The sequence below is a fragment of the bacterium genome (genome assembly GCA_030697795.1).
In the GTDB taxonomy this organism is placed as follows: domain Bacteria; phylum Patescibacteriota; class Minisyncoccia; order JACQLN01; family JACQLN01; genus JACQLN01.
In genome coordinates this window covers 1-24,086 of the sequence record JAUYOV010000003.1, presented here as the reverse complement: position 1 = coordinate 24,086, position 24,086 = coordinate 1, and the positions used below count along the sequence as shown (strand labels likewise).

General features: G+C 39.1%; 30 protein-coding genes and 5 tRNA genes. 11 read left to right on the top strand and 24 right to left on the bottom strand.

Features of this window, described 5'->3' with window-relative positions; all coding sequences use genetic code 11:
- Window positions 1-44: 44 nt before the first annotated feature.
- The 11 genes from Q8Q95_00890 to Q8Q95_00840 form a co-directional block, all read right to left on the bottom strand.
- Window positions 45-731 (bottom strand): hypothetical protein, encoded by a 687-nt coding sequence (locus tag Q8Q95_00890; protein MDP3764158.1) that lies wholly within the window; start codon window positions 729-731, stop codon window positions 45-47.
- Window positions 732-759: 28 nt separating this feature from the next.
- Window positions 760-1,911: a hypothetical protein gene (locus Q8Q95_00885; GenBank protein ID MDP3764157.1), complete on the bottom strand. Its 1,152-nt coding sequence runs from the start codon at window positions 1,909-1,911 to the stop codon at window positions 760-762.
- A 48-nt stretch (window positions 1,912-1,959) separates the two neighbouring features.
- The gene (locus Q8Q95_00880) at window positions 1,960-2,511 is read right to left on the bottom strand and encodes a peroxiredoxin (protein ID MDP3764156.1); all 552 of its coding nucleotides are present in this window, start codon (window positions 2,509-2,511) and stop codon (window positions 1,960-1,962) included.
- Entirely contained in the window at window positions 2,508-3,110 is a 603-nt protein-coding gene (locus Q8Q95_00875; protein ID MDP3764155.1) for a superoxide dismutase, read from the bottom strand. The genes Q8Q95_00880 and Q8Q95_00875 overlap by 4 nt, the downstream gene beginning before the upstream one ends.
- A 66-nt stretch (window positions 3,111-3,176) precedes the next feature.
- Window positions 3,177-4,391 carry a cysteine desulfurase family protein gene (locus Q8Q95_00870; GenBank protein ID MDP3764154.1) on the bottom strand — a complete coding sequence of 405 codons (1,215 nt, stop codon included), beginning with the start codon at window positions 4,389-4,391 and terminating at the stop codon, window positions 3,177-3,179.
- Window positions 4,392-4,569: 178 nt separating this feature from the next.
- Entirely contained in the window at window positions 4,570-4,821 is a 252-nt protein-coding gene (locus Q8Q95_00865; protein ID MDP3764153.1) for a hypothetical protein, read from the bottom strand.
- Complete coding sequence (locus tag Q8Q95_00860; protein ID MDP3764152.1) at window positions 4,787-5,236, bottom strand: hypothetical protein; 450 nt, start codon at window positions 5,234-5,236, stop codon at window positions 4,787-4,789. The genes Q8Q95_00865 and Q8Q95_00860 overlap by 35 nt, the downstream gene beginning before the upstream one ends.
- Window positions 5,237-5,996: 760 nt before the next feature.
- Window positions 5,997-6,455 carry an RNA methyltransferase gene (locus tag Q8Q95_00855; GenBank protein MDP3764151.1) on the bottom strand — a complete coding sequence of 153 codons (459 nt, stop codon included), beginning with the start codon at window positions 6,453-6,455 and terminating at the stop codon, window positions 5,997-5,999.
- A 45-nt stretch (window positions 6,456-6,500) separates the two neighbouring features.
- Window positions 6,501-7,679: an MFS transporter gene (locus tag Q8Q95_00850; GenBank protein MDP3764150.1), complete on the bottom strand. Its 1,179-nt coding sequence runs from the start codon at window positions 7,677-7,679 to the stop codon at window positions 6,501-6,503.
- 69 nt (window positions 7,680-7,748) lie between these two features.
- Window positions 7,749-8,045, bottom strand: coding sequence for a hypothetical protein (locus Q8Q95_00845; protein MDP3764149.1), 297 nt, complete (start codon window positions 8,043-8,045; stop codon window positions 7,749-7,751).
- Window positions 8,046-8,193: 148 nt separating this feature from the next.
- Window positions 8,194-8,742, bottom strand: coding sequence for a hypothetical protein (locus Q8Q95_00840; GenBank protein MDP3764148.1), 549 nt, complete (start codon window positions 8,740-8,742; stop codon window positions 8,194-8,196).
- 108 nt (window positions 8,743-8,850) lie between these two features.
- Here Q8Q95_00840 and Q8Q95_00835 point away from each other — a divergent pair, with 108 nt between their 5' ends.
- The 9 genes from Q8Q95_00835 (at window position 8,851) to Q8Q95_00795 (ending at window position 13,673) form a co-directional block, all read left to right on the top strand.
- Window positions 8,851-9,825, top strand: coding sequence for an RluA family pseudouridine synthase (locus Q8Q95_00835; protein MDP3764147.1), 975 nt, complete (start codon window positions 8,851-8,853; stop codon window positions 9,823-9,825).
- Between the two features lie 88 nt (window positions 9,826-9,913).
- Window positions 9,914-10,372: a 50S ribosomal protein L19 gene (locus Q8Q95_00830; protein MDP3764146.1), complete on the top strand. Its 459-nt coding sequence runs from the start codon at window positions 9,914-9,916 to the stop codon at window positions 10,370-10,372.
- Window positions 10,373-10,457: 85 nt separating this feature from the next.
- A tRNA-Leu gene (locus Q8Q95_00825) sits at window positions 10,458-10,540 on the top strand.
- A gap of 206 nt (window positions 10,541-10,746) precedes the next feature.
- Window positions 10,747-11,061 carry a hypothetical protein gene (locus Q8Q95_00820; GenBank protein MDP3764145.1) on the top strand — a complete coding sequence of 105 codons (315 nt, stop codon included), beginning with the start codon at window positions 10,747-10,749 and terminating at the stop codon, window positions 11,059-11,061.
- A 109-nt stretch (window positions 11,062-11,170) separates the two neighbouring features.
- A complete protein-coding gene (locus Q8Q95_00815; GenBank protein MDP3764144.1) occupies window positions 11,171-11,884 on the top strand; it encodes a TIGR00730 family Rossman fold protein in 714 nt (237 codons plus the stop codon).
- A gap of 50 nt (window positions 11,885-11,934) precedes the next feature.
- On the top strand, window positions 11,935-12,144 hold the full coding sequence (locus Q8Q95_00810) for a DUF5678 domain-containing protein (GenBank protein MDP3764143.1): 210 nt from the start codon (window positions 11,935-11,937) through the stop codon (window positions 12,142-12,144).
- Window positions 12,145-12,200: 56 nt separating this feature from the next.
- A complete protein-coding gene (locus Q8Q95_00805; GenBank protein MDP3764142.1) occupies window positions 12,201-12,548 on the top strand; it encodes a hypothetical protein in 348 nt (115 codons plus the stop codon).
- 26 nt (window positions 12,549-12,574) lie between these two features.
- Window positions 12,575-12,647 (top strand) — tRNA-Val (locus Q8Q95_00800).
- 114 nt (window positions 12,648-12,761) lie between these two features.
- Entirely contained in the window at window positions 12,762-13,673 is a 912-nt protein-coding gene (locus Q8Q95_00795; GenBank protein ID MDP3764141.1) for a hypothetical protein, read from the top strand.
- Window positions 13,674-13,735: 62 nt separating this feature from the next.
- On the opposite strand, the gene Q8Q95_00790 is transcribed toward Q8Q95_00795, so the two are convergent.
- From Q8Q95_00790 to Q8Q95_00780, 3 genes are all read right to left on the bottom strand, one after another.
- Complete coding sequence (locus Q8Q95_00790) at window positions 13,736-14,110, bottom strand: hypothetical protein (protein MDP3764140.1); 375 nt, start codon at window positions 14,108-14,110, stop codon at window positions 13,736-13,738.
- A gap of 197 nt (window positions 14,111-14,307) precedes the next feature.
- Window positions 14,308-14,379, bottom strand: a tRNA-Val gene (locus Q8Q95_00785).
- Window positions 14,380-14,490: 111 nt separating this feature from the next.
- A complete protein-coding gene (locus Q8Q95_00780; protein ID MDP3764139.1) occupies window positions 14,491-15,174 on the bottom strand; it encodes a hypothetical protein in 684 nt (227 codons plus the stop codon).
- Between the two features lie 213 nt (window positions 15,175-15,387).
- On the opposite strand from Q8Q95_00780, the gene Q8Q95_00775 reads away from it, so the two are divergent.
- Both Q8Q95_00775 and Q8Q95_00770 read left to right on the top strand, forming a co-directional pair.
- On the top strand, window positions 15,388-16,932 hold the full coding sequence (locus Q8Q95_00775; GenBank protein ID MDP3764138.1) for a hypothetical protein: 1,545 nt from the start codon (window positions 15,388-15,390) through the stop codon (window positions 16,930-16,932).
- A gap of 4 nt (window positions 16,933-16,936) precedes the next feature.
- Window positions 16,937-17,620: a glycosyltransferase family 2 protein gene (locus Q8Q95_00770; protein ID MDP3764137.1), complete on the top strand. Its 684-nt coding sequence runs from the start codon at window positions 16,937-16,939 to the stop codon at window positions 17,618-17,620.
- Between the two features lie 90 nt (window positions 17,621-17,710).
- Here the strand turns inward: Q8Q95_00770 and Q8Q95_00765 are convergent, their stop codons facing one another.
- From Q8Q95_00765 to Q8Q95_00720, 10 genes are all read right to left on the bottom strand, one after another.
- On the bottom strand, window positions 17,711-18,388 hold the full coding sequence (locus Q8Q95_00765) for a hypothetical protein (protein MDP3764136.1): 678 nt from the start codon (window positions 18,386-18,388) through the stop codon (window positions 17,711-17,713).
- 218 nt (window positions 18,389-18,606) lie between these two features.
- A complete protein-coding gene (gene cas2 / locus Q8Q95_00760) occupies window positions 18,607-19,161 on the bottom strand; it encodes a CRISPR-associated endonuclease Cas2 (GenBank protein ID MDP3764135.1) in 555 nt (184 codons plus the stop codon).
- Window positions 19,162-19,325: 164 nt separating this feature from the next.
- A complete protein-coding gene (locus tag Q8Q95_00755) occupies window positions 19,326-19,871 on the bottom strand; it encodes a 3'-5' exonuclease (GenBank protein ID MDP3764134.1) in 546 nt (181 codons plus the stop codon).
- A gap of 7 nt (window positions 19,872-19,878) precedes the next feature.
- Window positions 19,879-20,661 (bottom strand): C39 family peptidase, encoded by a 783-nt coding sequence (locus Q8Q95_00750; GenBank protein MDP3764133.1) that lies wholly within the window; start codon window positions 20,659-20,661, stop codon window positions 19,879-19,881.
- 25 nt (window positions 20,662-20,686) lie between these two features.
- Window positions 20,687-20,757 (bottom strand) — tRNA-Ala (locus Q8Q95_00745).
- Between the two features lies 1 nt (window position 20,758).
- Window positions 20,759-20,829 (bottom strand) — tRNA-Pro (locus Q8Q95_00740).
- A gap of 5 nt (window positions 20,830-20,834) precedes the next feature.
- Complete coding sequence (locus Q8Q95_00735) at window positions 20,835-22,322, bottom strand: HD domain-containing protein (protein MDP3764132.1); 1,488 nt, start codon at window positions 22,320-22,322, stop codon at window positions 20,835-20,837.
- A complete protein-coding gene (locus tag Q8Q95_00730; GenBank protein ID MDP3764131.1) occupies window positions 22,319-22,891 on the bottom strand; it encodes a DNA-3-methyladenine glycosylase I in 573 nt (190 codons plus the stop codon). Before Q8Q95_00730 ends, Q8Q95_00735 begins: the two co-directional genes overlap by 4 nt.
- A 50-nt stretch (window positions 22,892-22,941) precedes the next feature.
- A complete protein-coding gene (locus Q8Q95_00725; protein MDP3764130.1) occupies window positions 22,942-23,190 on the bottom strand; it encodes a hypothetical protein in 249 nt (82 codons plus the stop codon).
- Entirely contained in the window at window positions 23,180-23,914 is a 735-nt protein-coding gene (locus tag Q8Q95_00720) for a hypothetical protein (protein MDP3764129.1), read from the bottom strand. The genes Q8Q95_00725 and Q8Q95_00720 overlap by 11 nt, the downstream gene beginning before the upstream one ends.
- Between the last annotated feature and the right edge of the window lie 172 nt (window positions 23,915-24,086).

Here is a 24,086-nt window from a genome sequence, read left to right as displayed (position 1 = left end):
CCCCAATTCTATCGCAATCAACATACCAGTCAAATTGTGCAAAACTACCTGGCGATTTTGAGAATTCTAACCGAGAGTGGAGAATTAATATTGTCACGGATAACTCTTGTACTCAAAATATAGAAACGAGTTTGTCCAGCAGGAATTGTCAAATCGCCATTATAATTACTACTACTATCATCAAACCTTATAACCATCCTGTCTTTTTTCATAGAAACAAAGCGCGTAAGTCCGCCCCCCGGCCCGCTGCTTATTGTCATATTTTTATCAGTAAACACTCGAACAGCCCCATCAAGATACACTCCCGAACTATAATATCCTTCTTTGTAGGGTCCTTTACCTTTTATTTCAAAGTCAATATATTTTATAATATCATCGTTTTCTTTCCGTGCTGTTATTTGAAACTTTAAAATAGATACCCCTGAAGCATCTGTATTTAAATATTTAGAATTGATCGGAATAATCTTTAATGTTCCCGGTAAGTTTCTTTCTCTTGTCCCAGCCGCTTTGGTGGTTGAAGTAGCAAAACCTGCGCCTCTGGGAGTAGAAGTAGCCGTTCTTCGTGTAGATAAAACAGCACCTAAATAATCACTGCTAGCCAATGTCAATCCTTCAACTTTGCTACTAATAACTTTGCCTAGATCGGTAACTGAGCCGTCGGTGTAGGCGGCATAACCAATTGTGATTATAACAGCCAAGGCTGTTAACGTGAGAAAAAAGTTTTTGTTCATATATATTTTTATTAAATAATTAAATTTTTTATCTTATGGTATTTCTTGGAGCAGAAACCTTACCTACCAAAGTAATTGTGCTAGCGCTAGTCACGCCCACCGCACTAGTAACTCCGTTATAATCTATGGCTACTGTTTTTCCTTTAGCATTTTTACAAACCAGTTCGTTAGATAATTCCGTTGTTATGTACAAAGATTTAGTTCCAACTGTAGGCACAATAAAATCTTGATTTAAAGTTATATTTGCTTGATTAGCACTAGTACTAGCGTACCCTGTACTGCCCCCACTAAAAACCCCTTCGCCTAAAATATTGGCCAAGTTATCGTAAATAGTAATTTTTTTAACAACATCTACACTGGTAGACCCACTAAATTTAAAGCTAAGACTCTTTACGTTAATATCTTCGTACTTTGCAGAAAGTTTTAGGCCCGACATAGGCATACTGGATCCACAACTTATGTTTCTGGCTTTAGAAGCAACAGGGTTTAAAATTACTTTAAGTTCGCCAGAATTACGGATAGTGGCATTATGATTTTTTGCGTTAGCTACTTTTGCCGTAAATACAGTCCCTGAATCGTCTTTCACTACCACGCTATCCGCCTTGCCCTTTATGCCCCAAGCAAAAGTAGAACCAGGAACAGATTTCGGGTTTATAACAATATCACAATTTAAAGGCAGGCTCGATTTTATTCCTTTTGTTAAAACAAGATTACGAACAACAAATTCCTTACTAGTTGAGCCCAACAATAAACCTTCAACCGAAATCCCACCCAAACGACAATTGATTAAGTCATCTGGATTTGCATTTTTGGAAAAGCTAAGAGTTAATTTCATTGACTCCACAACCAAATCTTTATTCGATTTACCCGTATCTAAAACATAATTAGCCAACAAAACATTCTTACTTGCAGCTAGAATAGTCTGAGCCTTGGGAGTTGAGCCCACAGACACGCTCAAACTAGGACCTTCGTTCTTAGTTTTACGTTCTGCAGTGCCAACCACTTTTACTTTAGTAGTTACAAGAGCACTCAAGTAATTACTGCCTGAAGATGTTAGATTTTCGACTTTACTGTTAATGACTTGGCTTAAGTCGGTAATTGAGCCGTTGGTATAAGAGGCGTAACCGACTGTAGCCATAACAGCGATGGCTGTGAGAGTAACAAAGAAATTCTTGGTCATTTTATTTATATTTATAAAAAGTTTTAATTAACTATATTATAACACAACTTATTTAAATCTAGATTTCGAAGCAGATTTCTGGGCGGGTTTAGTATAACTTCGGCGAGTTGAACCTAGATCTTTACCTAAAGATATTTTCTTTTGAGCATTGTGTTCTAGTTCCTTTACCTTGCTTAAAACTTCGGCAGCATGGTCATTCGCTTTAACATTCTCCCAAATATGTTTTATTTTGCCATCGCGGCCTATTAACGCAGTTGTTCTGATATAACTGCCGCTTTCTTTTAATAGCCCCAACTTTCTGCCATATTCCCCGTTAACATCGGAAAGTAATGGCAAGTGAATATTGTTTTTATTACAAAACCTAGTATGCGAATCCAAACTATCGCGGCTCATACCAAAAACCAAAGTATTTTGTTTTTTAAATTCTTTATTAAGTTGCGAAAACTCTATGCCTTCCACTGTACAACCCGGCGTATCGTCTTTGGGATAAAAATATAAAACAATGTTATTTTCCCCAAAAAATTTAGCCAAGTTAATATCTTGCCCAAGATGGGTTTTGCCAATAAAATTTGGTAATTTCTTTCCAACTTCTATGTTCATTGGTTTATATTGGCTACTTGACCATACAACTGATCGACCTTACTCCAATTTATATTTTTAAAGAAAGATTCTAAGTAAGCTTTGCGGTCGAAACCGTGATCTATAAAATAAGCATGTTCGTAAACATCTACGTTGAGCAGAACGGCGCAATTCCACACCCCGCCTTGATTTTGGGCATCAGCTGTATAGATGTGAAGCTTCATATCGGAAAAATCCCAACATAAAATAGCCCAGCCCCGCGCTGCCATGGCCGAAGCCGTAAACATCGCCTTAAAATTATCAAAACTGCCCCATTCTTTTTCTATAGCATTTAAAATTTTTGTGTTTGAGACATCACCGTTGCCACCCAAAATACTAAAAAACATTTGGTGCAAAATCATGCCGTTGGCCGCAAATGTTTCGCCTTCTTTTAAACCGCGTAAATAAGAATAAGTCTGATTACCCGCAGTTAATTCTTCCGAAGTTATTTTTGATAACTTTTCTTCAACCTCATTTCTTTTATTAACATAACCCGCGTACAGTTTTTTCTCGTGGATCTCATTGGTTTTAGCCGAAATGCCATTTAGTTCTCCTAAATTAAATTCGGTTGGTTTATGCATGGTTTTTTAGATATTAGAAAATAGAAGGTGGAAAGTAGTTTCGGACCACATTCCAGAATCTACATTCTATCTTCTAGACTTTAGTTTCTTAACTTCTTTTATAAAAGCCTCTACAAACAAGTTTACATCATTTTCTGTTGTAAAACGTCCGAGCGTAATCCGCACCGTACCCCAGGCTTCGCTATCTGTACGGCCGATAGCTTTAATAACATGAGGCGGCGTAGAATTTTTGGTGTCGCAAGCCGAGCGGGTGGATAAGGCAAAACCCGCCTCATCCATAGCCATAACAAGTTCTTCTCCTTTAACACCTGCAATAGAAAAACTTATATTATTAGCTAGTCTTTCTTGGAGAGAACCATTTAACAAAACCTCGGGCAAAGCATCTTTAACTTCTTTTATAATTCTATCACGCCATTTCACCAACCGACCATCTTCCTTTTCCCCTTCTGTTTGAGTTATTTTAATTGCTTCGGCAAACCCTACAATACCAGCCACATCTTGCGTACCTGGGCGCAGATTGTTTTCTTGCGAACCACCCAACATTATAGGTGCTAATTTTGTGCCAGATTTTATATATAAAGCCGCAGCACCTTTCGGACCATAAATTTTACTAGAACTAAAAGACATTAAATCTATACCCAAATTATCGGTATTGATTTTGATGTGTGGCACGGCCTGCGCCGCATCTGTAAAAAAATACGGTAGCCCATTTTTTTTATCCTCCGAAGCTTTAGCGTAGGAGGACTTCATTAATTTAATCGTTTGACCAATTTCACGGATAGGATTTATCGTCCCAATCTCATTAGAAGCAAAAATAACAGAAACTAAAATAGTATCTGGCCTAATAGCTTCTTTGACTTGATCGGCCGAAACTCTGCCAAATTCATCTACCGGCAAATACGTTACTTCAAAACCATATTCTTCTAAACGCTTAAATGGATTTAAAACCGAAACATGCTCCACCTCTGTAGTAATTAGGTGCATACCCTTGGATTTATTCGCCATAGCCACACCCAAAATTGCAATATTGTTAGATTCCGTGGTGCTAGATGTAAAAATAATCTCGTGCGGTTTGGCGACCACAAAACCCGCCACAGTTTTTCTGGCTTCACTCAAAGCTCTTTGCGATTCTCGGCCTTCTTCATACAAACCCGAAGGATTAGCTTGCCCTGAGCATGTCGAATGGGCTCCACCTTTTTTAAGATACTCATCCATTGATTGTTTGACCCGCACATCCAATGGCGTCGCCGCGGCATAATCTAAATAGACCCTATGATTCATTTAAATATAATAGCAATCAAAATGTTTATTCCAAAATTTATATAGATGGAAATTAAAAACCCGTTCAAGATTTTCTTTGAACGGGCCTAGCTGCCAGCTATTTCATGGCTAGAGGGGAATTGGAAACATTACTTACGTTTCCAAACGGGACCCTAGCCACACAGAATGCCGGACAGCTTTATATATCTTCACCATCTTCAAACGGGCCAAGAAGTATATCGGCGAATGCAATCACTTCAGTAAGTTTATTTTTAACTTCGGGATATGGAGCTTTTGCAAGGATCTCTTCCGAAGTAACAAACTCGCCCCGATTCCTTCTGTCAATAAACTCGCATAGCAATTCACCCACAACTCTATCTTCTTCAACCTCTGCTTGAAGGAGACGTAGTCTAGTGTCAATCTCCTCGGGACTGGCCCTGCGCCTTTTCATTTTTACCTTCCTCCTGTTTTTTCCTTCGTCCAAGCTCCATTAAAAGTCTGGCCACATCTAAGGTTTTATTGAAGTCACTAAGAATCTCTGGATCTGGACTCCCAACAGACTCCAATAGAATCGACATTTTCTCGGAATCAGCTTCTCGACTTAAAGGACTTATTCCTTTTTGCCTAAGTCGTTCTGCGTATTCAAAGATTAAATCTCCTTCTTTTATTTGCCTTTCTATGGAACTGATCAAACAACTCATATCCTGTATTTCTTTGATGGTGCAACCTTTTTCCCTGCGTATATTTATCAATTCAATGAATTTGCGTGCTTCGATGGTGTCTTCATCGTCGTCATCAAGAATCTCTCCATAGTGAAGGAGTTTTTCTTTCAAAGTTACAGGTACTGGAATTCTCTCGCTTGCCATATCTATTCTCTCTTTGTGGAAGTTTAAATCAAAGAACATCTTATTAAAGAGTATTCGCCATATTATCAAGTCTGTCAAATTGAGATTGTTAAACACTGGATGTTTAACAATTGAATGACCTCCTCCCCGCACTCTGTGCGGGGTTTCCTTTGGTCTCATGAGAATCCACACTCAGGTTGTATGGGTAGGTCTTCCTTGTTTTGGTATTCTATATATTTCTTTATCGTATCCTCGTTAAGTCCGATGGTAGAGGAGAAATACCCCACACTCCAGATGTGGCCGTCTATATACATGTTTTGGATGAAATTAAACTTATTCTTTAGAGTTCTACTTGATTCCTGCTTTAACTTTTGCACAGCGACGGCCACAGAGATGCTTGGTGGTATTTCTATTTGAATATGAACATGGTCTTCTGAAACGTTAGCCGTGTGAAGGAAGAGTGTGGGGTATTTCTCGATGGTGATATAAAGGCTCTTGATGAATTCGTGCTTGGTGTAATGTTTGAGAAACTTTCTACGATACTTGGTACCCCAGACTATATGATACTGGTGTTGATAGACACAGTGACTTAAACTGCGGATTCTCATGAAGACAGCGTAGCACCTAATCGGTGCTACGCGCATTCATCCCCGAACTTCCTTCGCGGCGGCTCTACCCGCCGCTTCAGTTGTTCGGGGTTTCCTGTAAGGAATTAGTAACTAGGCGACTATCGAGGCGAAGCCTCAATAGTCGCCTAGCATGAGTCCTGCGATAGCAGGACTCATGCTAAATGGTAAACAAATATACCGGTAGCCACGGATACATTTAACGATTCTTTTTTGCCGCGCATAGGAATGTGCCAAACAGAATCGCAACGTTTAAGAATATTCGGCGAAATACCTTTAACTTCGTTACCCACCACAACCGCTAACGGAAACTTAGGTTTAAATTGGCGATAATCGCGACTATTTTTTGATTGCTCTAAAGCCACAACTTTGATTTGTTTTGATTTTAATTCCTCCACCAGCTTCCAAGTATTAAAATATTTTTCCCAAGCCACTGATTTTTCCGCCCCGAGCGAAGTTTTAGTAACTTTTGGATTTTTGGGTGTGGGCGTATAACCGCCAATGTAAATTTTGGAAACTCCAACCGCATCGGCCGTTCTAAAAATCGCACCTACATTGTAGGCGCTACGTATATTGTGCAAAATCAAATAAACCTCTTGAGATTTTACTTTCATTTTAAAATATGTCTTAATCTATCGAAGTGAGGCTTCAATAGATTATTAAACTTTTTTAAGTTTGCCAAAAACAACCAAAGCAAAATAAAGCGCAATTAAAGTTATAAAACCAGCGGCAAAAAACGGCGAACCGCTACCAAAAAGATCATAAAGCCCACCGCCAAATATTGGCGCAAAAATTAAGGCGAAGCCGATTAAAGATTGAGCCGCGCCAAAAATTTCGCCTTGTTCTTTGCCTGAAGCATTTTTAGAAATTAACGAATTTAAAGCGGGAATACATAAACCCACACCCAAAGCCATAAATCCAGCAGCAATAAGAACAAGCCAAATATATTCAATTGTAGGAGTCATAAAATAACCGAGCATGCTTAAAAATATTCCCAAAACAACAATCACGGACTCTCCTGTATATTTAACCAGCCGTCCAACCAAAAATCCTTGAGCTAAAAGCAAAACCAACCCAATCAAAGCAAAGACTATGCCTATTTCAGCTATAGTTAAGTGAAATCTCTCTTCGGCAAAAAGAGTGGCTATATTTTGCACCGAAGCTAAAGCAAACATAGCTAAAAAATATGTGAGCATTATTCTGCCCATTAAGGGGTGTTTTAAAACCTCGGCAATATTTTTAATATGAATTTCTAAATTTAAAATTTTCTTTTTTACTCTTAAATTTTTGGCGAGAGATTCTTTTAAAAAAAATATAACAAAAATTGAATTTAAAAATGTTAATATTGCCGCGCCATAAGCCGGCGCGCCAAAACCAAAATGTCCCAAGAAACCCGACATAGCGGGGCCGAATATTAAACCCAGCCCCAAAGCCGCGCCAATTGTGCCCATACCCTCTGTTCTTTCGTGCCTGCCCGTAACATCGGCAATATAGGCTTGAGCCACCGCCACGCTGGAGCCAAAAATTCCATTTAAAATTCTAGAAGCAAAAATAAGCCAAACGGAGTTAGCCCAACCAAAAAGCAAAAAAGAGACCGCCGTACCCAGCGAAGTTACAACTAATACGGGTTTTCTGCCAATTCTATCCGAAAGTCTGCCCAAGATCGGCGAGAAAATAAACTGCATCAGGGCATACGAAGCTGAAAGCAGAGTGATTAAAGTGGCCGATAACCCAAACCGGCTAGCCAATTCCGGATAAAGCGGTAATATAAAGCTTAAGCCCAAAAAATCAACAAAAACGATGCTGAATATCACCCCTGTTTTGGTTAAGATCCTCATTCCAATGATTATAGCAAAACCCCCACCCGAAATTCGAGTAGGGACTGTTATGCAACAGTTTTCGGTAAACTATTCGTTATTTATAGCAGAATCAACATCGGCAGTTTCTTTATCCAAATTAGAAACGTCGGTGTTGTTTAAATCGTTTTCGATATCGGCAAGCTCGTCCGATGAGCCAAAATTATTAAGAGAGGCTGTGTAAATATCTTCCTCTACCACATTGTTAGCTGGAACTTCGGCTGTTTCATCGCTGGTGCTTTGAGGCCAGGAATAAAAGCCTATTATGGCTACCAAAACCACCACACCTGTGACTATCCACGCCCAACGGTTATTTTCGCCGTTTGAATTGTTTGTTGTTTCGTCCATTTTGATTAAATTCGAAATTCGAATATCTAAATCCGAAACAATATTTAAATCCCAATGCCTTAATTTCTAAAACCTTTTAGAATTTGGGTTTTGATTTTTAAGATTTGTTTCGAATTTCGGATTTCGTGCTTCGTGTTTTATTATTTGTTTATTTTTTATTTGAAGAACCTTTAATAGAATTTACCACATCCACCAAAGCTGTATGAGCATCTTTTATAGCATCTTTTGTTTCGGATAATTTCGTTCTAGCACTTTCAAAATCTGTCTTGGGCAGTTCGGAATCTGATACCATATTTAAAGCAGTTTTTGTTTCGGCCAGCTTTGTCTTGGCTGTTTCTATTTTTGTTTTAGCTTCAGTTAAAGCCTTGGTGTAAGCCTTAATATCTTTACCATCGGCAGAAACTTTTTCTAAACGAGTACCTATTCTCTGCGCCAAATTGTCTAAACGATTAATGGCCGCATCATAACGCGCAGACATTCTATTAACATACATTCTAACTAACCCCGCGCGAGCAGTTTCCAACCTCTTTCTTACTTCGGTTTTCTTTTCGCCGACTTTTGTTTCTATTTCTTTTCTTTTTTCCTGCAACCTTTCTTTTTGAACACTGCCTTGCATTGAATCTTGGGCCAAAGCCAAGCCTGCTAAGGAAAACATCAAACCGGATACAACTAAGATATAAGCTATTTTTCTTGACATTTTTTTTTATTGTTTAACTTGTTAACTACCTAATCACTTTTAATATTGCCTCCATAATAGCACCACAATTCATTTTGGCAACAATCGGCTGTGTATTACTTTAAAAAAGTGACAATTCTCGCCTTTTTTGGGACAATCTTAATAATGGAATTAAAAGTAACCAAAGAACATGCCGGCCAAAGACTAGACGCTTTTTTGCATTCAAAATACCCCGATTTCTCGCGAAGCTGGATACAAAAACTGATTAAAAAAGGCAATGCTAAAGTGAATAATAAAAAAGCCTTATCGGCGAAAAAATTAAAGCCGACCGATAAAATTGAGTTTGAGTTAGAACTACCGCCAGAAATATCTTTGGAACCAGACAAATCCCTAGGCGAAAAAATAAAAATCATTTTTGCCAACGATGATTTTATTATTATAAACAAACCATCGGGCATATCTTCTCATCCATCCCACACCGAACACGCTGGCACTTTAGTTAACTGGTTACTGGCTATACATCCCGATATAAAATCGGTGGGTGATTTTTTAGAAAACGGGAATATTAGACCAGGTATTGTTCATCGCCTAGACAAAGACACTTCGGGCATAATGGTTGTAGCTAAAAATCAACAAACTTTCTTGTGGCTTAAAAAACAATTTCAAACGCATCAGGTTACAAAAAGATATTTGGTTTTAGTTAACGGCTCACCCAAAACAGAAGAAGGCAAAATAGAACTAAACATAGTCCGTTCAAAACATGACCCCACTAAAAATGTTTCTAGTTCAAAAAATATAGGCAGATCGGCTTTAACATACTGGCGCATAGTTAAACGATACTCAGACCACACTCTACTTGAAGCCACACCAAAAACAGGCCGAATGCATCAAATAAGGGTGCACCTAAAAGCCATAGGCTTGCCAGTTTCTGGAGACAAAAAATATGGAGAAAAGAAAAAAGACCCAAAACACCTAGGACGAATGTTTCTGCATGCTGAATACTTAAGCTTTAAGCTAAAAAATGGCGAAAAGTTCTCGTTTAATACGCCTTTGCCTCAAGAATTAGAAGAATGCTTGCGCAATATTCCTTTTGTGGTAAGATAATCTGACGCCAATACTCGAATGCACCCGAATGACGCGAATAGATCTAATTCGTAGATTCGTGTGTCATTCGTAATTAGTGTCGCTGGTTATGAATAAACTCCAAGAATTTATTAAATCGGAATACGATAGTCTAAAGGAAAATGCGGCCTTAAAGGCTGGTTTTAAAGTTGGCGATACTATTAAAGTCCACCAGCTTATTAAGGAAATAACCACCACCAAAAAGAATATTTCCAAAACAGCTAAAAAGGCCTTGGAAAGATCTGGCGGCGGAGACAAGGGCCCAGTAGAGAGAATACAGGTTTTTGAAGGTGTGGTTATTGCCAGAAAACACGGCAACGAACCGGGTGGATCTTTTACTGTAAGAAAACTATCCGGCGGAATTGCGGTAGAAAAAATATATCCTATATACTCGCCTACTCTAAAAAAAATAGAAATAGTATCTAGAACAAAGGTAAGAAAAGCTAAGCTCTATCACTTAAGGGAAAAATATCATAGAGCCCCTAAGAGGGTGATGTTTGATACAACTCCTAAATCTGAAAAAGAATAAATACCTAAGGACCGTCCTTCCAAGAAGGGCGGTCCTTTTTGATTTGAAAATAAGCATGGATTTGCCTATAATACCCTTATCAAATGCGCGGGTGGCGAAATGGCAGACGCACATCCTTGAGGTGGATGCGCCCGTAAGGGCATGGAGGTTCGACTCCTCTCCCGCGCACAGCGAACGAAGTAAGCGAGCACGGGAAGCACGCCAACTACTTGGCGTGCGTGAGGATAAGAAAGCCGGAGTCATGTCGAGCAAAGCGAGACAGACGAGGCAGGGTCGCGACCTTTTGCGAAGCAAAAGAGTTGTGACCGACTCCTCTCCCGCGCACCAGTGGTAACTTGTTCCTTAAATTCTACAAAAGAAAGGAGGTGATAAACATGAAAGCTTTGTGTACCTGCCAGAAGGTCTTGCTGGTATTGGGTGTTCGCGAGATGGATCTAAACGAACAGGTCTGGTCGCAGATTAGAAGCAAAAGCGTAAGTTGGGCCGATATGCAATCGGCTTTGGAACAGCTGACTGCGAAAAGGCTCATCACCAAAGCCGAGCGCAAAGTTGAAGGCCATCGTCTAGCCAACTTTTACACACTAACTTCGGCTGGACAAACTCAAAAATCACTACTTCTTTCTGGGGAGAAAGAAAATGGCGCAGAGTCAATTTTTAAGGGGAGCTGCTGCCTCAATAAAGCCGCTTAACGGCTAAATGGCGTCGAACAAAAACGACGCCATTTATTATTGTGTAAAAAATAAACTTAATTAGTGATATAATTCAGTTGTATTGATTAGCTATATTAGCGAAAACTAAATGCCCCCTCAAGAACCTAAATTTAATTTGCCAGCTTCCAAACTGCCCGTACACAAACACGGCGATAAAAAAGATTTCCGCGAAAGTTTTCATTGGCGAGTTTTTAGAATAATGGCGGAACTGGTGGAAGGTTTTCAATTTCTGTACGATTACAAAAAAACAGTCACCTTTTTTGGCTCAGCCCGTTTTGAGGAAACCGACCACTGGTATAAAGAAGCCCAAAAACTTGGCGGTCTGCTGGCTAAAGAAGGTTTTACCGTAATAACCGGTGGCGGGCCTGGTATTATGGAAGCTGGCAACCGTGGCGCTTACGAAGCCAAGGGCGAATCTGTGGGTTTAAATATTCAGTTGCCAAGCGAACAACGCACTAACCCCTATGTAAAGCACAGCGCAAATTTTCATTATTTCTTTACCAGAAAAGTAATGCTGTCTTATTCTTCGTGGGCTTATGTTTTCTTTCCGGGCGGCTTTGGCACGCTAGACGAATTTTTTGAACTGGTCACTTTGGTCCAAACCAGAAAAGTCAGCGCCGACATTCCCATTGTTATTGTAGGCCGAGAATACTGGACCGAACTTTTAGCCTGGATAGATAAAACCGTATTTAAAAAACACCTAGCTATAGATAAAGAGGATATGAATCTATACAAAATGGTAGACACCGCCGAAGAAGCTTTTGAGATAGTTAAAAATTGCAAACAGAGAGTGGAGTTTTGATCGGTTTTACCCAAACGTGAGAACATGCTAACATAGCATTCAATAAAAATATGACTAAAAATGCAACAAGAACTATTAATTTATCTAAAATACTAAAGCCATTTGTAAATAAATGGGTAGCTATATCTCCGGATTATAAGAAAATAATTTCAAGCGGCAATACTCTGCAAGAACTGGTCGCCAAAGTTGGGGGCAACAAAAAAGATCTGATATTTCACAAGGTTATGCCGTTAGTCTATGCACCGCTAAGTCCCAGATGAAATACGAATATACTACCTATTTTCCAGCGGGAAATAATAAGTTCATAAAAAGATCGATGTTAGAAGTCGAAATTTATGGACCGAATGGTAGCCACAAACAACTGGCGCTGGTGGATTCTGGAGCAGATAGATCATTATTCCATATAGAAATAGCGAAGGTTTTAGGTATTGATCTATCGCAAAGTAAGAAATCTGTTGTAACTGGAATCACGGGTCAAAGTGAAGAGTTTTTGGTTGAAATCGAAATAAAACCTAAACACCTTAAACCCATCAAAATTCCCGTAGGATTTATAAACAGTCCATATGTAGGTGTACTGTTAGGTCAAGCAGGATTTTTTGATAAGCACAAGATTAAATTTGAGAAGGATCATAATATTTTTGAAATCAGTCCTGTTTCTAAATAATAGTCAAATTGCATCCCGCACATAGTGGACGGTTAGCTCAGTCGGCAGAGCGACTCGTTTACACCGAGTAGGCCGCAGGTTCGAGTCCTGCACCGTCCACTATGTGCGGGAAAACCGAATAGGTCCAAGGCTTGCCCCGTAGTGAACCTTAGTTCTACTTCGGGGTTCGATCCCTTGAGCGCCCACCGATTTTATTAATAATATATAAATAATATGTCTCTAGAACACGAAGGTGGCTATGTTCCGCCACAAGAAGAACAAAAAATAGAAGCTGAACAAAGCGAAGCTCAAAAATTCGCTCAAGAGTTTTTGCAACAAAAAAATCAAGAAACGGACCAAAGAGAAAATACTATATATACACCTAACCACGAAAAAATTGATTTGAGTTCAGTAACTGGGCCAAATGACCTTTCTCCAGAACAAAAAACCGCAATAGAATCAACCTTAGGAACTCCGGAGTTTACTAATCTTAAGGCAACCGCTGAAATAACCGAAAAACTCCTAGATACCCAAATAATTGACACAGAAAAAGCCAAGGGTGTGGTCTGGGATATGTTAAAAAAAAGTAATGAGAGATTTATACCCCAAGAACTGCTAGATAAAATCGCCAAACAAGACCGAAGTTTTGCTAGGTCAATAAGCGAACAAGCTAATGTAACTGTAAGAGAATTAAACGGCATGATAAGAAGACCTGATCTAAACGAAGGTAAACTTGTCTACGCTGTTAAAGCTCTTAAGTATCGTGGGATGTCGCAAGAACTCTCCACAAGTATACTTCAAGAGAAAAGAGAGTTAGTAGAAATAAAAAACAAAGCATTAAGAGATATTTTTGAACCAAGCAAAGAAAGAGATCCTTATAGTCAACAAGTTGAACAAATGAAACTTCTAACATTTAGAAACGGTAGAGATGTCTTTGAATCCGGAGTCATACCTCAAGAAAAAATTCCTGTTATGGTAAAAGATACTATTGATTTCTTGCGTAATAATACACAGTTTATAAGACAAAATCTACGAGATTTGCAAGAAATGATGATTGACCTCTCACGGATGGGCAAGTTAGACGAAGAAAAAGCTAAAGAATTATTAGCTGAAACATACGAACTAACAAAACAACCTCAACACTAAAAAATATAAAAAAGAGGCGCTCGCGACCATTTTGGTCGGAGCGCCTTGTGCGTTTCCCCTTTCTATTTCTTCTCCATATTCTGGAGGGTCTCGGTATACACCGCCACCAGAACTCGGGCAGTATAGATACCGTCGTCTTCCTTGTGCCGCTCAGAGATCTCGGGACCGATCGCTATTTTGACTTCTTTTATGTCGGCCTTGAACTGCTTGGCCAACACATCGGCTGCTTCCCAGACTGCCTTGTCGATGGCCATCTGGAGCATTCGGGACTTGTCCTCGGCGACACAGAACGTCACTGTCTTGTCCTTGGACTGGAAAACTCCATTCTTTTTCCACCATTTCCCGTTCTGGGCCTTGTTGACGTTGTCCGTCCAGGAATCAGCCGCAAAGGCAGAAGTGGCAAAAACTGCGATTAGGAAGCAAGCGATAGTACGCATTGGAATATCTCCTAAAAAGGGGTTAGTTTCCTAAAGATCTGGCTGTTACTGTATGCCTATATACTATCATATCAAATAGTCTTTTGTCAATAGCTGGCTAGAAAACCCAGCTTTTAAGCCATTTTTATACATAGTGTATGCTTTGTGCGCGCTGAAGGGATTGAACCTCCGACCTACTCGGTGTATTTTGCACAATGTGGACGGTGCAGGACTCGAACCTACAGCCTACTCGGTGTAAACGAGTCGCTCTACCACTGAGCTAATTGCCCTAAATATACTTAGAAAGAATACAACAATAGCCCGATAAAATCAAAATCCCACCGTATTACTACGGAGGGATTTTTTCGTCACTAAAACTACTTGTAGCGAGCGAAGTCGAGCTAACGATCGCTCATTTCGTCTCGGACTTTGTCTAAGAACGAACGGGCTGCGTTTTGGCCACCTAAGCCAAAAGCTAAACCGCCGGCAATAGCCAACATCGCCACAAAACCTTGTAACAAGGTAATTATGAAGGTTCTAGCTACGCCTAACTGATCCAAAGCAGCAAACATCGCAAAAATCAAAATAGTCCACTTGGCTACCGAGCCCACAAAACCGGAATGCAACAAATCGGCTGTTTCGGCAGAAGCCTTAACCAATTTCTGCAAGAAGTTAGCGAAAGCCGAGCCCGCCAAAAGAATAAGCACGGCCACAATAATATTAGGAATGTAAGAAAGAACCAACTGTAAGAAACTGGTTACTTCTGTCAAACCAAGAATATCTGTAGCAGCCATAACAAAAACCAAAACCAAGAACCATTTAACTAACTCGCCCAAAAACTTGCCTGTATTTAGTTTTAAGCCGGCTCGTTCCAATGGCTTTTTAAAACCCAGCCTTTCAAAAAGCTGATCCACATGAATCGCAGCCACAACCTGCCAAATAACCTTGCCTACGGCAGACGCTACAATCCAGCCAATAATTACTACCACGAGGGCAACTAATAAGCTTGGCAAAAAACCAAGTATCAACGCCCACATATTTTGCAACGAAGCTACAATCGTATCTCCCCAAGTTTGTACAAACATTTATTTTTTCTTGTTTATTGCGGGTTTTGTATCTCTTTTTTTTAAGAGAACCTGATCGACCTAATATCAGGCAACCCAAACCAAACTAATAAAATAAAACAAATCGAGAAACGACCTTTTAACATTTAATGCTTAATAAAGTTATATGTTTATTTTACACCAACTAGAACATAAAGTTTTCCACACTGTAAACTAACCTGCTATTATCTAGATATGTTTAAAGACTTAAAGACGAAAAAACTCCTGCCAATTATAACTTTACTTGCTCTTTTGATTAGCTACGCCCTGTTACTAGCTCACCCTATAAACTTGGTTACCGCCGATTTAGGCCGACATATTAAAAACGGCGAGATGATCTGGCAGGGCAATTTTGAAGTTTTAAAAACCAACTTCTATTCCTATACTTATCCCGACTTCCCCGCTACCAATCATCACTGGTTAAGCGGGCTCATATTTTACGGCCTGTGGCAGCTGGTTGGTTTTAAAGGGCTAGGCCTATTTTTTATTTTAACTAGCTTGGCTACCCTGTTTTTATTTTTTAGAATCGCCGTCGCAAAATCTTTTCCGGCCATTGCTACGTTGGTAGCCATACCATTATTACCCCTGCTTTTGGAACGAAACGAGATACGGCCAGAAATTTTTAGCTATTTGCTGGCCGGCATATTTTTTTGGCTTATTTTAAAAATTAAAGCTGGCCAGATAAACCCAAAATATTTGTTCATTTTGCCTGTTTTGCAAATTGTTTGGACCAACCTCCACATTTACTTTTTTGTGGGATTAATATTAATTGGCACTTTTTTAATTGAAGCTCTAATTCAAAAGTCGCATTTGATAAAAAAGTTATCACTGACCCTTTTGTTTTCCGTCATAGCCACGGCCGTAAGCCCTTTTGGCATTAACAGCACTTTAGCCCCGCTAACTATTTTTAAAAACTTCGGCTACCGTTTAGCCGAAAACCAGCCAGTCTGGTTTATAGAAAACATACTGCCTAGCCCAAATTTTCTCATTTTTAAAATTGTTTTTTTAGTTTTAATTTTAAGCCTGATCGCGAGAATATGGCATTTGCGATCCTGTCGAACATTAACTACCGATATTATCTTTACGCTAGGTTTTAGCCTGGCCGGCTGGCTGGCCATAAGAAACTTTGCCATATTCGGTCTTTTTGCTTTGCCTTTAATTGCGGGTAACCTAGCCCGCCTATTTAAGCCCAAACCAGAAACTGTGCGCTGGCTCGGCCACACGGCTGTTACCACACTAATATTGATTATTCTTATTATTCTTTCGGGAGAATTTCGCACTATATACTCCAGAGCCCAAGATCTTGGCTTAGGCTTAGAAAGTGGCAATATTCAAGCCTTAGAATTTTTTAAAGAAAATAACATAACAGGCCCCATTTTTAACAATTACGACATCGGCGGATATTTAATTTTCGGCTTGCCAGACAAGAAGAAAGTTTTTACCGATAATCGCCCTGAAGCTTATCCTACTGAATTTTTTGAAAAAACATTAATACCCATGCAAGAAGACGAGGATGTTTGGAACGAAAAAAATAGTCTTTATAAATTTAATGCTATAATTTTTTCGTATCGCGACTATACCCCGTGGGGTCAAACCTTTTTTGCCAGAATATTAAATGATCCCGAATGGAAAATAGTGTTTGCCGACAAACGGGTTGTGGTTTTATTAAAAAATAACGAGCTTAATAAAAAGATTATTGAAAAATACGGCCAATCGCTTAAAATAAAAATTGCGAACTAAAAATATGAAATTATCTATTTTAATTCCAGCTTATAACGAAGAGAAAACCATCGTGCAAGTTATAAATAAGGTCAACGCACAAACCTATCTTGGCTGGGATAAGGAGATTATTGTAATAGACGATGGCTCAACCGACAACTCAAAAAACATCATTGAAAATTGTAAATTGAAAATTGTAAATTTGCGACTGATTTCCTATAGCCGCAATATGGGCAAGGGTTCGGCTATAAAAACAGGTGTTGAGGCTATGTCGGGCAATGCCGTGATCGTCCAAGATGCCGATTTAGAATACGATCCGGCCGATATCCAGTTGCTGTTAGACGAACTGGATCGGGGCGCAGATGTTGTATATGGTTCGCGCAATTTAAAACCCGAACGTCGAGGTTATTCACATTATGTGATAGGCTCCAAAATTATGGACTTTTTGGTTAATTTATTTTTTGGCACCAAACTGACCGATGTTTATACCTGCTATAAACTTTTTCCAGTAGAAGTGATAAAAAAAATAAATATAACTAGTACGGGCTTTGAACTAGAAATGGAGTTAACCGTTAAAACCTTAAAAATGGGTTATAAAATTAAAGAAGTGCCCATTCACTACTACCCGCGTAAATTTAACGAGGGCAAAAAAATCCGCGCCCGCGACGGACTCAAAGGTATTTGGACTTTGTTGAAATATAGATTTTAATTTTCCAAAAGAAAATTCCCTACGACATTATGTCGTAGGGAATTTAGAGTGCAAAATCCAAAGGATCTAAAAGTTCTAGAGCTCTAAGGACTAACTCGCGAGCACGGCCGAAGGATCGTAGTCGTCCCAGTCATACTCGAGCCAGCCGTAGTGCCAGTCCCACTCCTTGCCGCCGCGCCAGCCGAGGCAAAGGACGCCGCGGAGGCCATGCGGATTGCGAAGGATGGTGCCGTCAAAGAAGATGAAAGTGGTGTTGCCGTTTGTTTTCTTTTTCCAGCTCTTGGGAATGATGTCCTTGTTCTCCCAGAAAGTCTGGAAGACTTTGACGTCCAGGCGGATGTGGTTTTTGGCTTTGAGACGATTCAGTTTCTCTTCACCTTTGATGACACTCTCGCCTTCTTTGAGACAGGTGATCAGCTGGATATTGGAAAGGTCTAGCTCGGTAAGCTTCAGAGAACGCTCATCCTGTTCTTCCTTGCCCGAGAGGCCATCGCCGTCGGCGGGACCTTTCCAGACGCTCCAGCCTTCGCCCAGAAACTGGGCGGGGTTAAAGGGATGGGTGCGGTCGATTTTTATGACCGTCAGCGAAACAAGCGGTTTTAAACCACACGCCTGCCGAAACTTGTCGCGGTCAATCTCGGTAAAATTGGTATCGCGAAGAACAGCGAGTAATCCAGACCCCAAAACAGCTTGTACCTGTTCAGTGGGTGTATCCTCAAAAACCTCAAGCAGTTTTTTACCCTGCTTGCCTGTCATAAGGGTTGCCATACAGCAAGTCCTCCTGTTATTGTGGCGTCGCTTGTTATTCTGCGCTTTGCAGAACCCCAGCGGGCCGGTTTATATAAAACACATAAAAAGAAGTGTTTAAAAAGCATTTAAAGATCTGCTCACCACTATATAACATTACACCCACACACGTCAAACGTAACCATAAAACACGATCGTGAGCAAAGTTACTAATCATCAATTTATCAATTAGTAAATAATTAAGACAAATTGAATATATTTTTTAAGTGCAAAGAATTATCTAAATCATCAGCTAATATAAAGCGAACATATTTTCTAATATTATGAAATTCCACTAAAAAATCAAAAATGTCATCGCAGGGATACGGCTGTACAAACACGCTTTTCTGCAATTCATAAAAATCTAGTTTTTTAAGATAAGAACGTAAAGAATCTCTAGCGCCACGCTGTTTCTCGGGGATATCAAATATAACAATCCTCCATTTTTTATCCCATTTTTTCGGTATAGAAATTTTAAGATAATCTGGATCATAGGCTAATATTTTCTTTTTTCCTCTGTCTGTTATAACAAGCTCCACAACCCCATCGGGTTTTTCTCGCCAACCAACTAATTTAGAAACATACAAACCTTTAATTGCCTTGCGTAAAGAATGTTGGTTTATTTTTTTCCATTCTTTTACTGTACCTCTAATAACTCTGAGATGATCTTTACCTGAACGCGAAAAACTTAAACCTAGCCCTGCTGAAAGCAGTAACAAAGCCTTTTTTTGAATATCTCCTAGCCCTCTAGCCATTATTAAATGATTATTATATTTATATAAAGAAATAATATCACATAAGTAACCATAAAACACGATCGTGTTTTATGGTTACTTATTAGAAAACAAGATTATCAAAATTGCTGTAAGATTTTATAAGATTTTTTATAAGATTTCAGAAACATTTATAAATTTAATATTTATAAATTCTTTAACTTATTTAAAACTTCCCACGCTTTTTTGGCGTCGTTGAGGGCGCGGTGAGGCAAAGGTTCGGGGTCAATACCAAAATATTTGCACATTTCTGAAAGATTAAATTTAGATAGGTCTTTTAATTTTTTGTTTCGGGACAGTCCCCAAGCTATGCTAAATAAATCCAAACGGTGATAATCGATGTTATCTTCTATACCAGTTTCTTTAAACGCCTGCGAGATAAACGACCAATCAAAAAAAGAATTATGCGCCAAGAAAATAGCGTTTTTGGTTTTTTTAGAATAAATTTCTATTGCTTCTTTTAATGTTACGGCATTTAGCCAATCTAATTTGTTATAACCCGCTACTTTTAAAGCTTTTTCAGCCGCTACTCTTAAACGGCGGGGCTTAACTTTTATATGCCATTCGTCTTTTATTTTTAAAGTTTGTTGATCTACTAAAACTAAACCGATTTCAATAATTTCGTGGATGTCGGCGTCAAAACCCGTAGTTTCTACATCGGTTATGGCTAAAGGTCGTTTCAAAAACTCCATACTCTTGCTAATATATAACTATTGCTTTGTTATCTAACAAACCCCAATTGCTTAAAAATCTATCTTTAGACATCGTAACTTTTCCATAAATTGGATCCATAAGTAAAATATATTTTGGATTTTCCGGCGTGCCGCTAAAACCAATAACCACACGAGTGTGCTCGCCATGAACGGCTTTGATATACTTTCCCTCGGGAGTTAGCCATGAAATATCTTTACCTGTGCCTATAGAACCCCACACAATAACGGGGTGGCCACTTTCAACTTCTTTTAAAACATCAACCAGTTGGGCGTTTTCCATTTTTTTAGCATCACGGTATTGCAAAGCCAAATCTATTATTGGCTGTTCATAAACGCCATAGCCTCCATTAGGAATTTTACCGTCTATGTTACCCACAAAACCTTTGTCGGGATCGGCCCAAATATTAAATTCATTTCTAGACTCTGTAGTTTCAAATTTTAAATCGCGAATAAGCTCGCTTTCGGTTACCGCAACATTATAAAAACTTAAAGCCATTTTAAGCGTAGCTACTTCGCAGGAAAGAGAATGTTCTTGTTTATGGAATGGCACTTTTAAAGAAACATCAAAAACCCGCCTGGCCGGTGAAAATGTTTGAGCCGAGTACATTATCTGTTTTTCTACTCTAGCCAACTTAAATGACCAAGAATCTATAGCATCACCGATAACTTTAAACCCCGCCCTTGCACGCAAGAGCGGGGTAAAATAAAAAATAACCGTTATTATAAAAACGATTAACAGGGCTAAAAGTATCTTTTTTCTTTTTGACATTACCTAGTTATTATAACCTAAAAAGTGGACCCAGTGAGAATCGAACTCACGCCTGCACAATGCGAATGTGCCGTTATACCACTTAACTATGGGCCCGTCGGGCCACTGGGAATCGAACCCAGTCTGCACGAACCCGAATCGTGTGTACTACCGGTATACGATGGCCCGAATATTTATTTTACATAGTATCTTTCTTTTATCCCCTCGTCTTCTTTCTCCCTTTCTTCTTCCAGTTTATCTTTCCCTGCTTGAGCCAGTTTGACCAATTCTTCGTTAGATAAATTATTTAATTCTCTCATCCGACCAATTAAATACTCCTTTTCGTTGCGATTTGGATCGTCTATAACTTCCTCCAGCAAAGCATTAAGAATATGCCCTATTTTTGGGCCAGGCGCAATACCCAGCGTGGTCATAACATCATTGCCATTAGCCTTTAACATGCCCACAGTTAAGGGATCGCGCGAAACCTTGTCTATCATATACTTTAAATGGCGAAGCCTATAAGGCTCGGCTTTAGGCACACCCGAACCTTTGCGTTCCGACTGACGCAACTCCAAAAGTTCCTGCATATTTTCTGGCCCTACTTTTCGAACTAGTCGCCTCACCGACCTCTCCGTTACCTCGCCCACATTGTAATAAAACATATGATAACGCACCAAAGTATAAACTTTTTCTATAAAATCTTTAGAAAATTTTAAACGCTCCAAAGCTCGCGCCGTCATTTTAGCGCCCACAAATTCGTGGCCATGAAAAGTGGCCTCGGCACCCTCGCCCTGTTTGGTGCGAGGCTTGCCCATATCGTGCAGTAAACTGGCGAAGCGTACATAAATATTAAATTTATATTTTGCCGCAAAACCCAAAGATTTTACCAAATGTTCAAACACGTTATAAATATGATGTTTGTTTTGAGCCACACCCACGCCTTCCTCAACCTCCGGTAAAACAATTTTAAGTAAGCCAAGTTCTTGCATTAAAATTATGCCTTTTTCTGGATCGCCAGAAGCCATAAGTTTTGTAAGTTCATCGCGAATTCTTTCGTGCGAAATAGCTTTAAGATTATTGGCCTGCGACTTGATAGCGGATTTTGTGTTTGATTCAATATCAAAACCCAGCTGTGATGCAAAACGCACTGCCCGCATCAATCGCAAAGCATCTTCGCTAAAACGATCTTCGGGCTTGCCCACGGCTCTAATTAATTTAGCTTCAATATCTTTCTCACCACCAAATGGATCAACAATATTTGTATTCTTATTCGTATCATTCGCGTTCATTCGTATATTGGTGTCGAGTTTTAACGCTATTGCATTCACCGTAAAATCGCGGCGAGCAAGATCTTCGGAAACATCGGAGGTAAACAAAACCTTGTCGGGATGTCTTTTATCGCTGTAAGATTCTTCTTTTCTAAACGGCGTAACCTCCACTATTTCTGTATTTGATTCGGAATGTCTGACCTTAACCCCGACCGTGCCAAAATTGTTTTCATAAACACTATCTGTAAATATTTTTTGAATTTCTTCGGGCTGGGCATTGGTGGTTATATCCCAATCAAAAGATGTGCGATCCATTAAAATGTCTCGCACACAGCCACCCACCAAATAGGCTTGGTATCCATTTTTTTCTAGTTCGCTTAATATATTTTCTATATGCTTAGGAATTTTCATTTTTCGTATTTAAAACAATTTACCGCGTGGTCGTTTACCATACCCACCGCCTGCATATGTGCATAACAAATTGTAGCACCCAAAAACTTAAAACCACGCTTTTTTAAATCGCCAGCCCAATCTTCGGCTTCTTTAATTTTAACAGGATAATCTTTTAAAGTTTTTATTTTATGCTTAATCGGTTTTGACTCAACAAAGCTCCACATATATTTACTAAACGTTCCGAATTCTTTTTTAACTTCTAAAAACCTTTGAGCATTATTTATAGCAGCCGCAATTTTTAATTTATTGCGAACAATGCCGGCATCGGCCATCAAACGCTTAAAATCTTTAGCATTAAATTTGGCAACTTTTTTTACATTAAACCCCGCAAAAGCTTTTTTATAGTTTTGGCGTTTCTTTAAAATGGTTAGCCAACTTAAACCCGCCTGTGCGCTTTCTAAAACAAGAAACTCAAAAATCTTATTATCTTTACATACTGGAACACCCCATTCTTGGTCGTGGTATTTAACATATAAGGGATTCTCCCCAACCCACGGACACCGTGTTTTGTTTTTAACTTGAAACATTAATTTCAATGAATATTAATGACCAATTACACTCTCCATGGAAGGAGAAATTACTTAAAAAATTCATTACACTCATCACTGCCTATAAAATTACTAAAACCCTCAAATACCACTTCTTTCTTCACCTCAACATACTTTTTAATAACCCGAGCAACTTCTTTAGTTCCATTTTTAGTTCCTGAAACAACTGTTAAATTTATAGGATTCTTTACTGTTTTTAATTTTTCAAGAATAAAAGAATCGCCCGCTTTCCATCCTATAATTAAAATCTTTTCTGTATTTGGCAAACTATCTTCCAAGAACTTTATATGCTCCCATGGGGCAAGAATAAGACTTTGTGGATGTAGTTGGTATTGAAATCACGGGAACATGAAAATATTGATTTGCCCCAGAATTTTTTTGATTCAACCATCTCTTTGTCAAAATTTCTCTGTTCGGTTTGCTGAAAAATTCAGAATGCTGTTTAAGTGCCGAGTATATATTATCCGAAACTTGAGACATCAAAGAATACCAATCGCATGAACCATGGATCTTTATAATACGAATTTGATCACTTATATAATCAGGGAGGTTAAAAAATTTCTGAAGAGTGGGATCAATAGCCTTCTCTAAAAGCAAATCGTAATTGAATGTCACAAAATTTACCTCTTTAGCTGTACTTTTTCTTATAAGATCAATAAGAGCCAAAAAATTATTAGGAAGTCCTTCTATTTGCTTGTCGTTAGATTTTTTATAAAAATAATCTCCCAGATACAGTAATAACGCAATGCGTTGTTCATAATCACCCCAATTTTCAACACATTCTTCAAAAGATTTCCTTCCAGAAAGAATAGATGATGTAATAAGCGATCGCATCGTTTTAAATCCACTGTAACGAGCTTCTATTTCTGTATCTACCAGACTAACCAAATCATTTGTGATCGGAAACGTAACACGTTCCCTGTGACTCGAAACTCCAAGATGGGAAGGATGGGTAAAATCGTGAGACGCTCCTGCTCCTAAAATTATAAGGGGTGTTGCCATATTCTTATTAAAATCTGAGCCTGTTTCAAACTGGCTGTGTCTCCTGAACAAAATCCGAACTTTTTTCCAAACTAATCCGAGCGAGGACTAATCGCACGCGCGGAGCGCGTGGTGGCTCTGTACTGCATTGTACGCTCCAATCGCGCACCTCGTCCGCTCCCTTCGGTCGCGG